At 47.7% G+C, this 15,604-nt stretch carries 15 protein-coding genes; 11 read left to right on the top strand and 4 right to left on the bottom strand.

What is annotated here, in order from left to right; all coding sequences use genetic code 11:
- Positions 1-225 precede the first annotated feature (225 nt).
- Positions 226-420, bottom strand: coding sequence for a hypothetical protein (locus ACLQ6D_RS11200; RefSeq protein WP_411727367.1), 195 nt, complete (start codon positions 418-420; stop codon positions 226-228).
- Between the two features lie 384 nt (positions 421-804).
- Between ACLQ6D_RS11200 and ACLQ6D_RS11205 the strand changes: the two genes are divergently transcribed.
- The 5 genes from ACLQ6D_RS11205 (at position 805) to ACLQ6D_RS11225 (ending at position 3,716) form a co-directional block, all read left to right on the top strand.
- Positions 805-1,044 carry a DUF2171 domain-containing protein gene (locus ACLQ6D_RS11205; protein ID WP_411727369.1) on the top strand — a complete coding sequence of 80 codons (240 nt, stop codon included), beginning with the start codon at positions 805-807 and terminating at the stop codon, positions 1,042-1,044.
- A 119-nt stretch (positions 1,045-1,163) separates the two neighbouring features.
- Positions 1,164-1,772, top strand: a complete 609-nt coding sequence (locus ACLQ6D_RS11210) for a DUF502 domain-containing protein (protein WP_411727370.1) — start codon at positions 1,164-1,166, stop codon at positions 1,770-1,772.
- Between the two features lie 203 nt (positions 1,773-1,975).
- Positions 1,976-2,209, top strand: a complete 234-nt coding sequence (locus ACLQ6D_RS11215) for a DUF2789 domain-containing protein (protein WP_411727371.1) — start codon at positions 1,976-1,978, stop codon at positions 2,207-2,209.
- Positions 2,210-2,425: 216 nt separating this feature from the next.
- The gene (locus ACLQ6D_RS11220; RefSeq protein ID WP_411727372.1) at positions 2,426-2,764 is read left to right on the top strand and encodes a RyR domain-containing protein; all 339 of its coding nucleotides are present in this window, start codon (positions 2,426-2,428) and stop codon (positions 2,762-2,764) included.
- Positions 2,765-2,813: 49 nt separating this feature from the next.
- The gene (locus ACLQ6D_RS11225; RefSeq protein ID WP_411727373.1) at positions 2,814-3,716 is read left to right on the top strand and encodes a cation diffusion facilitator family transporter; all 903 of its coding nucleotides are present in this window, start codon (positions 2,814-2,816) and stop codon (positions 3,714-3,716) included.
- 317 nt (positions 3,717-4,033) lie between these two features.
- Here ACLQ6D_RS11225 and ACLQ6D_RS11230 read toward each other — a convergent pair whose 3' ends face one another.
- Together ACLQ6D_RS11230 and ACLQ6D_RS11235 are read right to left on the bottom strand one after the other, a co-directional pair.
- Positions 4,034-5,083, bottom strand: coding sequence for an AI-2E family transporter (locus ACLQ6D_RS11230; protein WP_411727374.1), 1,050 nt, complete (start codon positions 5,081-5,083; stop codon positions 4,034-4,036).
- A gap of 32 nt (positions 5,084-5,115) precedes the next feature.
- Entirely contained in the window at positions 5,116-5,244 is a 129-nt protein-coding gene (locus ACLQ6D_RS11235) for a hypothetical protein (protein WP_411727375.1), read from the bottom strand.
- 147 nt (positions 5,245-5,391) lie between these two features.
- On the opposite strand from ACLQ6D_RS11235, the gene ACLQ6D_RS11240 reads away from it, so the two are divergent.
- The 6 genes from ACLQ6D_RS11240 to ACLQ6D_RS11265 all read left to right on the top strand — a co-directional run bounded on the left by ACLQ6D_RS11240 (position 5,392) and on the right by ACLQ6D_RS11265 (position 14,159).
- Positions 5,392-6,168 (top strand): Crp/Fnr family transcriptional regulator, encoded by a 777-nt coding sequence (locus ACLQ6D_RS11240; RefSeq protein WP_411727376.1) that lies wholly within the window; start codon positions 5,392-5,394, stop codon positions 6,166-6,168.
- Between the two features lie 125 nt (positions 6,169-6,293).
- On the top strand, positions 6,294-9,440 hold the full coding sequence (locus ACLQ6D_RS11245) for a PAS domain S-box protein (RefSeq protein ID WP_411727377.1): 3,147 nt from the start codon (positions 6,294-6,296) through the stop codon (positions 9,438-9,440).
- Positions 9,441-9,861: 421 nt separating this feature from the next.
- Positions 9,862-10,239, top strand: a complete 378-nt coding sequence (locus ACLQ6D_RS11250; RefSeq protein ID WP_411727378.1) for a hypothetical protein — start codon at positions 9,862-9,864, stop codon at positions 10,237-10,239.
- Positions 10,232-11,695 carry an RAD55 family ATPase gene (locus ACLQ6D_RS11255; protein ID WP_411727379.1) on the top strand — a complete coding sequence of 488 codons (1,464 nt, stop codon included), beginning with the start codon at positions 10,232-10,234 and terminating at the stop codon, positions 11,693-11,695. Before ACLQ6D_RS11250 ends, ACLQ6D_RS11255 begins: the two co-directional genes overlap by 8 nt.
- A gap of 29 nt (positions 11,696-11,724) precedes the next feature.
- The gene (locus ACLQ6D_RS11260; RefSeq protein ID WP_411727380.1) at positions 11,725-13,311 is read left to right on the top strand and encodes an ATP-binding protein; all 1,587 of its coding nucleotides are present in this window, start codon (positions 11,725-11,727) and stop codon (positions 13,309-13,311) included.
- Positions 13,308-14,159: a response regulator gene (locus ACLQ6D_RS11265; RefSeq protein ID WP_411727381.1), complete on the top strand. Its 852-nt coding sequence runs from the start codon at positions 13,308-13,310 to the stop codon at positions 14,157-14,159. Before ACLQ6D_RS11260 ends, ACLQ6D_RS11265 begins: the two co-directional genes overlap by 4 nt.
- Positions 14,160-14,461: 302 nt before the next feature.
- Here the strand turns inward: ACLQ6D_RS11265 and ACLQ6D_RS11270 are convergent, their stop codons facing one another.
- Entirely contained in the window at positions 14,462-15,304 is an 843-nt protein-coding gene (locus ACLQ6D_RS11270) for a transglutaminase-like domain-containing protein (RefSeq protein ID WP_411727382.1), read from the bottom strand.
- Positions 15,305-15,604 lie beyond the last annotated feature (300 nt).

The following is a 15,604-nucleotide window of genomic DNA, read 5'->3' on the forward strand; positions in this document are numbered from 1 at the left end:
ACGCCTGCAGCGCTTCGGGTAATCGTCTTGGTCGGGCGATAGGTGCCTCCCATCTTTAGGTTTTACTTTAAAGTGGAATTATAACCCCATACTATTGATAAGAAAACTTACTGTGATTGGTATTACAAGGAACGGCGGGTGACTAACCCGCCTTTTTTATGCCCCTTTATTGCAGCAGCGACCGCAATTAAGTATGCCCCCGCAACCAACTTGAATTTGCCGCCACTACTTATCGACAGCGGTAGTGTAGCAGTCTGAAACCTGTCGGTTCCACGGTGCTTGTCGCCATTGGGTTATGGAGCCTGGATTCCGGCGACCTCCAAGGATGGAGGAAGTGCGGAAGAGGATATGGAATCCTCGCCGCCCAACCCTCGCTTTGGCTCTCCCTGCCGGAATGACGGCTTTTAAAAACAGTTGCACGCTATCACTTAACCTCTTACTTGGTAATTTGATCGGTATTTCGTTAAGTTTCGAGATTGACCGCATACATCGTGTCATTCAATGGCCCATGTTAAATCTAACGGTAATGCCAGGCGCAGTCGGTACGCTATCGCACATAAATAAAGAATGTTATGAGCCATTTTCTATGTGCGCGGACGCACAGACCCGTTTTAGTTATGTGTGTATATTTAGAACATGGGCAATGGGATTTAATGGAGTATGCAATGGACTCACTCGTTAAAGATAAATCGAGTAACCTAATTAAAATCCGAATAATAGTCAGTATTTTTAAAGCCTTGCCTGAATTACTGACTAAGAATTATCAATTAAATTTGCTCAGACTGAGCCAACAGGAGAAAAACCATGATTAATACCGACCAGATTAAGCCTGATATGCCCGTTGTGTGTTCCCAAGATGGCCAGTTTGCCACTGTCGATCACATGGAGGGTTCGAATATCATCAAACTGACCAGAGATAAGGCGGGGCAGCATCATTACATTCCGTTAAGCTGGGTAATTTCAACCGAAGATGGCAAGGTTAAAGTTGATCGTCCAGGAGATCAGGCGATGCAGGAGTGGTCGACAACCCCGCCAATCGTATAGACGAATCACTCCCCTGATTATAAAGACAGGAATATAGTAACATTTTTGCTACTGTAGGGAATTTGAGTTCACTTTTTAGGAATGTAATCTAGCTTATGAATCAATTATTGGGATTAAAAATGAAACCGGTCAGCAGAACCTTTTTCACAGGGTTAATCGCTATTATCCCCCTAACCCTCACCCTGTATTTGCTGCTCTGGCTTGCAGTCACTGCAGAATTCGCGTTGGGAAATATCTTCAAGTTTTTCTTGCCCCATAGTTGGTACATAAAGGGTTTTGGGTTTGTGTTAGGCCTTATTGTGGTGTTTTTTTTCGGAAACTTTTTGGAGTCCCGGACTTTCCGCAGACTGTTCAATATCTTTGAAGGACTTGTAAACCAGATTCCTGTTGTTAAAAGCATCTATTCAGCAATTCGCGATTTTATTTCCCTGTTCTCCGGTGAACAAAAAGGGAAATTTAAACAAGTCGTGTTGGTTAATGTGCCTCATGGCAAGGGTCAACAAATAGGCTTTATAACAGTTTCGGATTTTGAAGAGATTTCCCATAGTTTTATTGCCGATGACCAGGTAGCCGTATTTTTACCATTCAGTTATCAGATGGGGGGCAACACAGTCATCATGTCACGGGAAAATGTTTTGGAAATAGATATGTCTGTTGAGGATGCTTTACGCTTTATCGCAACAGCCGGCATTGTTGGCAATGTTAATGGTGAAAATGATAAAAGTTAAAGGCCGAGAATTTCAATAAAGGAAACCTCCAAAAATTCAAAAAAGCCCCTTCTCCCTGCGGGAGAAGGTTGGGATGAGGGGATTAAAATCAATTACTTACTTCCCTCACCCTAGCCCTCTCCCAGTGGGAGAGGGGATTTTTAGAGATCCCCTAAAATGAAAAATACCCCAAGGTCAAATCCGACCCAAGAGTAACGATTCAAATGGACACTTCAATACACACGGTGCAAACATTATTTTGTCAATTAGGTTTAGCAGACGACCAGGAGCAGATTAATGCTTTTATTGAGTTGCACAGGCCGTTACCTAACAATATTAACTTGTCTGAGGCATATTTCTGGAGCGAAACACAGGCTGTGTTTCTGACTGAAGCCATAGAGCAAGATTCGGATTGGTGCGAATTGGTGGATAAGCTGGATTGTTTGTTGAGAGACTAATAAGTGGGTGAATTTTATTAAAAATAAATCTTTGGATGGCTCTCGGTTCTTGACAACGTTTTCCTATTTAATAGAAACGTGCCTCTTGCAAACCTGATACTACCGAGTCGCTCAGCAGCGTAATAAAATAACGTAGTCCTCTGAAACATAGGGTTAAGCATATTACACTAAGAATTTACGGGTTAATAGCCACCCATGACGGCTTTGGGTATTAATATGAATACTGAACAGATAGCACGAGTTGCACACGAAATTAACAGGGCTTATTGCCTAGCATTAGGGGATACAAGTCAACCAGAATGGAAAAATGCACCTGATTGGCAAAAAAGCAGCGCCATTAATAATGTGAATTTCCACATTGCTAACCCAGATGCTGGTGCAGATCATAGCCATATTGAATGGATGGCAGAAAAGGAATCTAAGGGCTGGAAGTATGGCTTGGTTAAAGACCCGGATAAAAAAGAACACCCCTGTTTTTTGCCCTACGAAGAATTGCCGACGGAACAAAAAGCTAAAGACTATATTTTTCGTGGTGTAGTGCATGCACTAAGTTAATTTTTAGAAAGTAGCACAAGGATAGTACCTAAGCTAGTCACAATCATCCATGCCATCCCCTAACCCAACAATTGCTATCCTCTATGCATTTGGTGCTAATTTAGGCATCGCAGCAGCGAAAACCGGCGCAGCTTTCTGGACGGGATCAGGCTCCTTATTAGCCGAAGCGATACACTCGTATGCCGATTGTGGAAATCAGGTGTTATTGTTTATCGGCATGAAACGATCTAAAAAAGAAGCGACCCGCAAACATCCGATGGGTTACGGGCGGGAATCTTATATCTGGTCTATGATGGTGGCTTTCATCTTATTTTCGGTAGGTGGCGCATTTTCCGTCCATGAAGGATGGCAGCGATACGCCCACCCATACACCGTGGACAATGAGTGGGTCGCATTGCTCGTCTTACTGATAGCGTTGCGTTTGGAATATTTTTCTTTAAAGGGCGCACTGGCGGCAATACAACAGGAGAGAGGCTCGCGCTCGTTGTGGCAATGGTTTAAAGAAACTCAATCCAGCGAACTGATGGTGGTTACCGGAGAAGACGTGGCAGCCTTGGCAGGGCTCGGGATTGCGCTGGTAATGCTAAGCCTGACAATGATTACCGGTAATACCGCTTATGATGCGGCAGGTTCTATATTAATCGGATTATTATTGATTACCGTTGCCTTAGTGGTTGGTACGGAAGTCCATTCATTGCTGCTTGGTGAGGCTGCCGAAGAGATCAGTGATAACGTACAGCAATATCTGGAGAGTCAGCCCTGTGTGCTTCGCGTACTGAATGTGTGGGCGATCAAGCACGGCAATCATGTGATAGTTGCCATTAAAGCTGAACTCCAACCCGACATGACTGTTCTTAGTGCAGTGGATGAAATCAATGCGATGGAACGGCAAATCAAGCAAACGCATTCGCGGGTTAGATGGATATTCTTTGAGATTGACAATGCTGATTAAGTAAAGCGCATAAAATCCCAATCACACATTCTGTGGTATGTAGGGGAAATGTCGTTAAATTAAGGGGTTAAGTACCCTCTCCCTTGAGGGAGAAGGTTAGGATGAGGGACTTTAGAAGAATTATTCCTTTTTATTCCCATCACCCCGACCCTCTCGGTACACCGCTACGCTCCTCATGCATTGCAAAGCCACAGGGATGTGGTGAATGTGGAAAATGCAGGAGCATTTTTCCACCTACTACCTACATCCCTGTAGGCATCCACCAAGGCGAATGAATTCGTCCTTACAGATGCTCAAGTTATTGCATGCACGGTACTTTATTGCGTTTTATTTGCTTGGCTATCTTTTCCCAGTATCTCCCAACAAGTGACGAATAAAGCCGCAATAATTGGGCCCAATACAAATCCTGTTAATGAAAACCAGACTAATCCACCTAAAGTCGATACCATCACCAAATAATCTGACATTTTACTGTCTTTACCTATCAACCGTGGCCTGAGAAAATTATCTATCAGGCCTATTGCTAAAATACCTACCGTCAAAACGATAACCGCTTTTAAAGTTTGACCTTGTAAAAATAAAATGGCAGCAGCAGGCCCCCAAACTAGAGCGCTGCCTATGGGCAATAACGACAAAATTATCATTACCATACCCCATAAAAAAGCGGCGGGGATGCCGACAAGCCAAAATAATAAGCCGCCGATACTGCCCTGAATAACAGCGACTATCAATCCGCCTTTAACAGTCGCCCTGGCCACGCTGGTGAAACGCTCAAATAATTCTATTTCGATCTTGTCACCTATTGGTATCAATGATATTAATTTTCTTACCAATTGATGGCCATCCCGCAATAAAAAAAACAGGATGTAGAAAGACAAGGCAACTTGCACAATAAGATTCAAAAGGTTTTGGGTTAATGCGGGGACTTGTTGCGCGATATATTTTACGGCTTGTGCAAAGGCATTCCCTACTGATGTACTGATCTGCCCGACGCTTATTCCGCGTATATGCGGGAAGTTATTGAGTTTTGGCAAAAGCGCGAGAGTATCTTGAAAATAAAGTTGGGGATTTATTTCGCCGCTTTGAATTTTATTGTAATAGTCTGTACTTTCCTCCGTTATCATCAAGGTTATGGTGAGCAAAGGTATAACAAAAACCAGAATAATCATTGCCATGGTCAGAAATAATGGCATTTTTTCAGAATTTTTAAAATATTCCCTAAACCTCTGATAAGTGGGATCAAAAACGACAGCAAAGATGATTGCCCAAAAGCAAGCCAATAAAAAATCTTTAATTAAAAAGAAAAAAGACACCGTCACTAACAAAACGAATGTCATAAAAAGAATATAAGGGGTATTTTTCTGCATGGAAAACAAGTTAAATAAAATTAATAGCTTGGCTATCCTATCATAGTTTCCAACAATACTTCGCCGCCCCTGTCAACGGCAATCGCCTTCAAGTGGCCGATGGTGGCGGCTCTTTTGTCTGATGACTCGGTGCGATTTCGGAAAGCCAGGACAATTTTCACTCGGCACTCATTAGATTACATACCTGCTTGATATATTGTGTTATAAAGAAACAAATAACGTAGCCATTACATTCTCAATCTTCGTATTTCTGCTGCTTTTTTGATTTTCACGCTCTCGGGCGGGCGTGTTCTCCATAGACAAGAATTATGGTCGCCAGTATATCCGCACGGCATACCCCCAGTCAAAACCAGCTTCTCGCCGCCTTGCCTGAGGAAATATTCGTGCGTATCACTCCTCATCTGGAACTGGTCTCGATGAAGCTCGGTGAAGTCCTCTACGAATCCGGCAGTCAATTGCAACACGTCTATTTCCCGACGACCGCCATCGTGTCCCTGCACTACATCACGGAGAATGGCACATCGGTCGAAATCACGGGAGTGGGCAATGAGGGCATACTCGGAATTTCACTTTTCCTGGGTGGCAACACCACGCCCAGCCTGGCCACCGTGCTGACTGCAGGCTGCGGTTACCGACTGAAAAGGCAGATAATAATGGAGGAGTTCAATCGCGCTGGGCCGATGATGCGTTTGATGCTGCTTTACACCCAAGCATTAATTACGCAAATCTCCCAAACTGCAGTCTGCAATCGGCAACATTCGATTGATCAGCAACTGTGTCGCTGGCTGTTGTTAGCCCTGGATCGGACGCCTTCGAATGAATTGACCATGACCCAAGAATTGATAGCCAGCATGCTCGGCGTTCGCCGTGAAGGCATCACGGAAGCTGCCGGGAATTTGCAACGCGCGGGTTTGATTAGTTACCGCCGTGGTCACATCACAGTTCTTGACCGGACGGGATTGGAGTCTCGCACCTGTGAATGCTACAACGTAGTCAAGAAAGAGTTCCAACGCTTGCTTAATGGTGAAGGAGACGCTAATAGCTCTCCAGTTAATTCAAGAGTTGAGGCATCCCGGGGAAAATAAGATTAATGATAGATTTGTTTGTGGCAGGATTAGCGTATAAGTTGAATGTAGGTTTGCCTGCGCGCTTCCCGCTACCACGGCGTGATCCACCTCCAGACCACTAACGATTTGCATAAAGGTAAACCATGTCCGTAAAAAATCTCGATTCCAATATTATCAACGACGACGCTGGCGCGGCGCAGGGTAAATCTTCCTTGAAAGCTACTCATCAAATCGTTGCGTTGTTCGCTGTAGCAGTCCTGCTGGTTGCGCTAGGAGTGGCGGTCATGTTCTGGGCCTTCAGGCAAATTGAGATAGCCTCCGAGGAGCGGAAGTATACCTTCATTTTACTTAACCATGCGGATGACTTTCTGTCCGCATTGAAAGATGCCGAAACCGGGCAGCACGGCTTTTTGCTAACTGGTGACGAGGACTTTCTGGAACCCTATATGGCGGTGCGCGACCGTATCGGCCGCCATCTGGAAGAATTGCGCCAACTAACCTCAATCAGTGCTGCCCAAAAACGCCTGGATGCACTGGCTCCATTAGTGGATGCCAAATTGGCGGAATTGGCGCAGGTCATTGAGTTGCGCCGCAACAATGACATCCCCGCCGTAATTGTGGCAGTAGGCAGCGGTAAGAGTAAGCATTTGATGGATTCAATTCGTGCCGGGATGCGTGGCTTCATCCAGATTGAGGAAGCCGTGCTGGCAATGCAAATAGCAAAGTTCCAATCGACCCTGCGCCAGCTATTTGCCCTCATCGTTACAGCCAGCCTGTTTATACTCCTGTTTGCACTTTGGTTCGCCTATTTGATCTATCGGGAAACACAACAGCGGCTCAAGAATCAAGTTCATCTCGAAACACAGCATTTGCTCGAGATTCAGGAAGCGACGAATAAACAACTGCAGCAGGGCAACGTCACCTTGCGGGACAGCGAGGAAAAGCTGGCCGTTACGCTCAACTCTATCGGCGAAGCCGTGATAGCCACCGATGCCAAAGCCCGTGTGACACTCCTGAATCCAGTTGCCGAACAGCTCACCGGTTGGACGCAGGCGGAAGCCACCGGTCGCCAGGTGGAGGAGATTTTTCAAATCATCAACCAGGAAACCCGCCAACCCACCCCTATTCCGGTAAACCAAGCCTTGGCGACTGGCGAGATACAGAGCATGACCAACCACACCACCCTACTGGTTGCACGCGATGGTAGCGAGTTCACTATCGCCAACAGTTGCGCACCGATTCGCGAGCGCGACGGTCAGGTGATCGGTACCGTCCTGGTGTTTCATGACGTCACCAAGGAATATGAAGTGCAGCAAGCCTTGCGCGAAAGCGAAGGACGGCTGAACTTCAACTCGCAAATGACCCACACAGGGGGATGGGAACTTAATTTGTTGGACGGCACGGCGCATCGTACATTGGAACACGACCGCATCTTTGGTTACGATTCACTCCTGCCGAACTGGACTTACGAAATATTCCTGGAACATGTGTTGCCTGATGATCGTGCTGAGGTGGATCGACGTTTTCGTGAAGTCACTGCGACGCAGACTGAATGGAATTTCGAATGTCGTATCCGTCGGTTAGATGGTGAAGTCCGTTGGATTTGGGCATCCGGTCAACATCAATGCGATACGGCAGGACACCCGTCGCGCATGGTCGGAATAGTTCAAGACATCACCGAGCGCAAGCAGGAAATTGAAGAAAGTCGCCTATTTTTTGCCCTTTCGCAAGAACCGTTATGCGTCGTTGGCTTTGACGGCTACTTCAAAAACATAAACTTGGCCTGGGAGAAAGCGCTCGGTTACTCACGTACAGACCTCCTCACCAAACCGTTGACATATTTTCTCCATCCTGATGATCGGCAAGCCACGCAAAACGAGATTGAAAAACAGATAAGAATAGGCGATTCATTCAGCTTTGAAAATCGCTACTTCTCCGCAGACGGCTCTTGCCGATGGTTTTCATGGAGTGTCACAACGGTCATTCAGGAACAGCTATTTTATTGTGCCGCCCGTGACATCACCGAGCGCAAGCTCATCGAAGCGAAACTGCATGAAGCCATTGCCACAGCAGACAAAGCCAATCTCGCCAAATCGAATTTCCTTTCTAGCATGAGCCATGAACTGCGTACACCGCTCAATGCCATTCTCGGTTTCGCCCAGTTGTTGGAGGCAGGTAAACCTGCGCCTACAAGCACCCAGAAACTAAAGATAGCGCAGATTATCAAAGCAGGCTGGTATTTGCTGGAACTGATTAACGAAATTCTTGATCTCACGTTAATCGAATCTGGCAAAGTATCACTGTCGCGGGAATCGGTGTCGCTTATTGCTGTTGTAGACGAATGCAAAGCCATGATGGAACCGCAAGCGCAACAGCATGACATTAAACTGACCTTTCTCCCATTCGATAACACCTTATTTGTCTATGCCGATCTAACCCGATTAAAGCAGGTTTTGATCAACCTGCTTTCCAATGCGATCAAATACAACCGTGAGCATGGCACGATAGAAGTGCATTGCTCCGTTAATACTCAAGGGCATCTACGAATCAGCATCAATGACAGCGGTGCAGGATTGTCTGCGGAACATCTGACTCAGCTCTTTCAGCCGTTCAATCGTCTCGGGCAAGAGTACGGCAACGAAGAAGGGACCGGTATTGGCCTAGTGGTCACCAAGCAACTGGTTGAATTGATGGGGGGCAGAATCGGCGTTGAAAGTACCGTCGGGATAGGCAGCAAATTCTGGATTGAACTTATCCGAAGCGTTGCACCGCAACTTGCCGCTAAAAATACAATGCCTGAGAAACTTACGCCACAGGCACAGAAAAACACAGCGATGGATACCTTGCTGCTCTACGTGGAAGACCACCCGGCCAACCTGCTGCTGGTCGAGCAAATAATTGAAGGGCATCCACAGGTAAACATGCTGAGCGCAAGCGATGGCAAGCTCGGCATAGCGCTTGCTCGCGCCCATCTCCCGGATGTGATCCTGGTGGACATCCATCTGCCTGGCATCAGCGGTTTCCAAGTGCTGAAAATACTGCGCGAAGACCCGGCAACGGCGCACATTCCCGTCATTGCCCTCAGCGCCAATGCCATGCCCCGCGATATCGAGAAAGGACTGGAGGCGGGATTCTTCCGTTATCTCACCAAACCCATCAAGGTCAATGAATTGATGAGTGCCTTGGACGATGCACTCATCAATTCATTGACCTTGATGAGTGCCATGGACGATGCACTGAAATTTTCGGAAACGCAATCAACTCATACAAATACAGGAGAAAAAACATGATGGTTGATGCAGCCGATAGGGCTACCCAATTAAAATGGAACACTACAGCTAAAGCCGCCGTCTGTGGTGAATCCTTCGACTACGCAGAAGAGCCTTGTCGAACCATGAACGGCTTTAATGTCCTTCGACAAGCTCAGGACGAATGGATATTTAGTATCGTTCCCACGCTTAGGCTTGGGAATGCCGCTTGTGACGCTCCAGCGTCACGCAACGCTAGAGCGTTGCAGGATGAATTCCCATGCTGGAGAGTGGAAACTATAAAAATTGGACGATGACAGAGCCTAAAAAAATATGTCCTGGTGTCTAAACAAATCATCTAGCTTGAGGTATAGTGCAACCACCACCAATGTTATATCGACCTATTGAATATTTGCCTATGGATACGAGTGACTTGCTGCGGCATCAGATAATTAAAAATCTCATGCCACAGCACACTGAAAAAGTTGCGGATACCGCGATTAACTTATGGGAGCAATTGGCGACCCAAATCATTTCTATTGTCGGAAAAGAGGGGTTCAATTCACTTTACGCGAGAAGTGTATTCCTTACCCAAGCAAAGTTTCCCCGGCTTTCGGTCGACCCACGGTCACCGCAGACTGATCACCGATTTACGGAATTAAAAATAAGCTTTGAAGGTCAAGCACCTACGCAAGTCAGAGAAGCAAACGGTTTGCTACTGATTACCTTCACCGACATCCTATCCTCGTTAATTGGCGAGCAGATAACCACCAGTATTTTACGTTCGGCTTGGGGCATTGATACTCCGATGAGAGCCGACAAGGAGTTCAAACATGAGTAACAAGGTAAGCATACGTCGTCTGAAAACGGGCGTACCGGGTCTGGATAACTTATTGGGTGGAGGATTGCCAGAATTCTCATTTAACCTGATTGCGGGTCCCCCGGGAAGCGGAAAAACAACGCTAGCTCACCAGATCATGTTCTCGCTGACAAACTCGAATAATCGGGCACTGTTCTTCACGGTACTCGGGGAACCCGCTTTGAAGATGCTTCGTTATCAACAACAATTTCTGTTTTTTGATCTCAATAAAGTCAATGAATCGATCCGCTTCGTCAACCTATCTGCAGACCTCCTGGAGGGAAATTTTGACTGCATATTGTCGCGCATTGCCGAAGAAGTGAAAGACTATGCGCCCAGCCTTGTATTTGTTGATTCGTTTCGCTCCGTCGTGCAGTCAGCGAAGCAGGAGGAACAGGGGGCGTTCGAGCTGCATCGGTTCGTGCAGCAACTGGGCCTGCAAATGACGAACTGGCAGGCAACAACATTTTTAATCGGTGAATATTTGATACCGGAAGCAGAATCCAGCCCGGTCTTTACAGTGGCAGATGGCATTCTGTGGCTTTCGCAAAATTTGCACCGCAATTCAATGGTGCGCAAGATGCAAGTGGTCAAAATGCGTGGTCAAGCCCAGGCACCCGGTTTGCATACGTTCCGTATTAGTGATGAAGGCATTCAGGTTTTCCAGCGTGCGATTATCGAATCGGGCACACCGGTTGAGTCAGCAATCAAGGTATCCACTGGCGAGGAACGTGTTCCGGTGGGAATACCTGGCCTGGATGAAATGCTGGGCGGCGGCTTGCCAGCTGGATATTCGATACTTTTGGTTGGGCCATCCGGTTGTGGAAAAACCGTATTGGCGACGGAATTTCTTGCCGAAGGTGTGCGTAGAGGCGAAACTGGTGTGATTGCGGCGTTTGAGAAAAGCCCTAGCCAACTGCTGGGTAATAAAAGGCTCTATTCTCTGGTTCAGGCTGGACATATTGGGGTGATCGAGACACGCTCCCTGGATTTGTCGATTGATGAAACCTTGCATGATTTGAAAAAAATGATTAACCGGATGCAGGCAAAGCGTGTCGTCATTGACTCCTTGTCCGGATTTGAACTGGCACTGGCACCCGAATTCAGCGAGGATTTTCGTGGATCGCTGTATAGGATGATTGCCGAGCTAACGGATATGGGGGTGACCATATTGATGACTTCAGAGCTTGAAGACCGCTATACCGATTTACGTTTTAGTCCATTTGGGAGCGCTTTTCTTGCGGACGCCATTATCGTGCAGCGTTATATCGAAATCGCGGGCCAGTTCAAACGCGTTCTCTCGGTCATTAAAGTCCGTGCCAGCCGACACAGCAAGGATATTAGATTATTTGAGATTACCGACGAAGGCACCATTATTGGCGAAACTTTATCCGAGTATGCCGGCATCATGTCTGGTCGGCCCACGGTCAGCCCTTAGCTAGAAAGGCCAGGTGATCAAGAATGGTAATGAACAGCAATGACAATAACGGTGGGTCTGATGGCGGTAACGCAGGTCAACCGGATGCGACTAACCAAAGCAAAGACAAGCGCTTAGCTGTTCGCGGAAACGATATGAGGCTTACAGAAAGTGCTGTCATTGACAATGAGGTGGCCGCGAAAAACCGCAAAAAACGGGTCATTGCACGAGAAGATGCTGCCGACTTGTGTGAAGACACTATTCATTTTCGCGAAGAGGACGCCACCTCGCGTGAGCAGGAAATTTGCAAGACAGAGACAACACAGGCAGAGTCCAACAATCATATACTTATATTGCAGCAAGTAAACGCACGCCTGGTCATCGCTACCATTGAAGCACAAAAACTGGCCGAACAAGTCCAAACGGCTAGAGACCAGATGGAAATCGCCAAGACGGTGGCGGATAAAGCCAACCGCGTCAAGTCGGAGTTCCTTTCCAACATGAGCCATGAACTGCGCACCCCGCTCAATGCCATCCTCGGCTTCGCCCAGTTGCTGGAGGCCGGTACACCGCCGCCAACGGCCACCCAGATGGTAAGGCTACAACAGATTATCAAAGCAGGATGGTATCTGCTGGAACTGATTAACGAAATCCTCGACATCGCGTTGATTGAGTCTGGTAGGCTATCGCTGTCGCGAGAACCGGTGTCGCTAGCCGATGTCTTGCTCGAATGCCAGGCCATGATCGGCTCGCAGGCGCAACAACGTGACATCAAACTGACCTTTCTCCCATTCGACAGCACTTGGTTTGTCTATGCCGATCGAACCCGGGTAAAGCAGGTTTTGGTCAACCTGCTTTCCAATGCGATCAAATACAACTGCGAGCATGGCACGATCGAGGTGAATAGCTCCGCTAATACTCCAGGACTCCTGCGCATCAGCATCAAAGACAGCGGTGCGGGATTGCCTCCGGAACAGCTGGCGCAGTTATTTCAGCCGTTCAATCGTCTCGGGCAAGAGACCGGCGCCGAGGAAGGGACAGGCATCGGCCTGGTGGTAACCAAGCAACTGGTCGAACTGATGGGAGGCACCATCGGCGTGGAAAGCACCGTCGGGGTGGGCAGCGTATTCTGGATCGAACTGATCCGGGACGTTACACCACAACTTGCCGCTGAAAATACAATGTCCGCTGAACTTACGTCGCAAGCACAGGGAAATGCGGCGCTGCATACCCTGCTCTACGTGGAAGACAATCCGGCCAACCTCCTGCTGGTCGAGCAAATAATTGAGAACCACCCACAGATACGCTTGCTGAGCGCACACGATGGCAATCTCGGCATAGCGCTTGCCCGCGCCCATCTCCCGAATGTGATTTTAATGGACATCAATCTGTCCGGTATCAACGGAATCCAAGCACTGAAAATATTGCGCGAAGACCCGGCAACGGCGCACATTCCCGTTATTGCTCTCAGCGCCAATGCCATGCCCCGCGATATCGAGAAGGGACTGGAGGCGGGATTCTTCCGTTATCTCACCAAACCCATCAAGGTCAATGAATTGATGAGTGCCATAGACGATACGCTGAAATTTTCTGAAATGAGATTAATCAACACCAATGAAACCGGACAAATACGATGATTAGCGAACAAGAAATTCTTAGTGCCAGCATTCTGATCGTTGACGATCAGCAATCCAATATACTTCTGCTTGAGGAAATGCTGCGTGGTGTCGGCTATGCTTGTATCGCGTCTACAAGTGATCCTTATACAGCCTGCGAGCTGCATCGCAAAAATCGCTATGACTTGATCTTGCTCGATCTGAAAATGCCCGGCATGGATGGCTTCCAGGTAATGGAAGGCCTTAAGGATATTGAAACGAATGGCTACCTTCCGGTACTCGTGATCACTGCCGAACCAGGCCATAAACTGCGGGCGCTCTCTGCCGGCGCGAAAGATTTTGTCAGCAAGCCGTTTGATTTAGTCGAAGTACAGACGCGCATCCATAACATGCTGGAAGTGCGGCTGTTGAACAGGGAACTCGAGAATCACAACAAGGTTCTGGAACGGACAGTGCTGGAACGGACTGCCGAGCTACGTGAAAGCGAAGCGCGTTTTCGCCGCCTGACTGAGCTGTCGTCCGACTGGCATTGGGAGCAGGACGAAAACGGGCATTTCACCAAGATTTTTGGCCCAGTGTTTGAAATGCTCGGAATCCGTGTCGACGACGAGCTGACCATAACAAGAGATCATCAAGGGGGGAGCTGGAACGAGACCGAGCGAGACCTACTTGAGGAAAACCTGGTCGCCAGACGACCGTTCCTGGATTTTGTCTACACCCGGACTAATCCCGACGGATCGCAGCAATATTTAATGGTGAGTGGGGAGCCGATGTTCGACCCCTCTGGCCGCTTTATCGGCTACCGTGGGATAGGCAAAGACGTGACCGAAACGATGCGCCCCGACGTTGAATCGCCAGCGAATGAGTAGGGCGTTACAATAACTAAATTACGCATCAAGCCAGCTCGTGCAAGATCCGACTGTATTTTTCTTGTTTGCGTGACAGGTATTGCATTACGGGTTGCCACGGACATGCACGGTCGCCAGATAAATCTCACCAATAAAATTGAGCAGCGCCGCAATCAGGCAAAGCATGGCCGCAACAAATAGCGGCGTAGTCAGTTAGCGCCTCCTGCCAATCAAAGATTCCAGAATCAGTCTCGTTTTAGCTTGATCTCTTAAATATTCCAATTCTATATCTTGTACCAAGAGGCGCTAATTGACCACCTCTTTTAATTAATTGTCGACACTCCCGCTGGCGGCAGAGGTTGATGGGGTATTTGGTTGAGTCCCGTTTGTTCAGCCCACACCGCCATATAGGTGAGCGTCGCCTCCCCGATGATGGTTGCGAATGATGCATCGGCAGCATCGCGACCTGTGCCTATACGTACAAAACCCTCAACCGGCGCCATTCGTGTGGCATCAAACAAATACCAACGAGACCCCAGATAAGCTTCAAAAAATCCATGAAAATCCGGAGGCTGCAAAGCCACGGCGTATCCTGAAACATAACGTGCAGGGATACATAACGCCCGGCACAAGGCGATGGCGAGATGCGCATAATCCCGGCATACACCTACACGCTGTATCAATACGTCGCAGGCGCTGGTACTTTCGCTGGTACTGCCTGATTGATAGTCGAGATTGCTGTTTATCCAGTCGCAAATCGCTGTGACACGGGCAAATCCGGGCTGGGCGTTACCAAACATCCGTAAGGCAAAATGGGTCAAACGATCAGACTCGCAATAACGGCTGGGATTAAGGTAGGGTAATACTTCGCTTGGCAATTGGGAGTATCCGGTCTCGACAATCCCTGAAGTATCATAAATTTCAGGACGTAAATCCACATTCGCACGGTATTGGAGTTGCAGATCGCAGGGTTCGACAGTTAGCCGGTACACTTGAATATCTTCCGTGCCCAAACTGCTGGCCTCGTATTTAATATTGGGGGTTAGCTGCAAAGTCTCCTCGCTGATGGTCTGATGCCCAGTTCGTGCCGCCGCCACATTAAACAGAAAGCTCGTGGGATTGGTTACCGAATACGTTAAGTCGCAGCCTATTTGAATTGTTGTCATGATTTTTTAACCCTTAATTGTGGTAAAGAAATGGGTACAAATTGTTTGATAATGACTTGAATAAACATTGTTGGTTACGGAATAGCGCAAAGTTTTAACTGATTAGCAAGATTCTTCAGCCAGCGCCAAAAAGTTCGTCATTCCGGCAGGGAAGCCGGAATCCAGAGCCATGGATGGTTTGTGCCAAATGCCCTGCCGCTTGATTTAGGCACAATGCCAAGTCATACATTCACATCCATGTGACTGGATACCGGCATCCATGCCAGTATGACGGTGCTGGCTGGGGTTCCTTACTAATCA

The organism is Methyloglobulus sp. (assembly GCF_046714055.1).
Taxonomy (GTDB): domain Bacteria; phylum Pseudomonadota; class Gammaproteobacteria; order Methylococcales; family Methylomonadaceae; genus Methyloglobulus.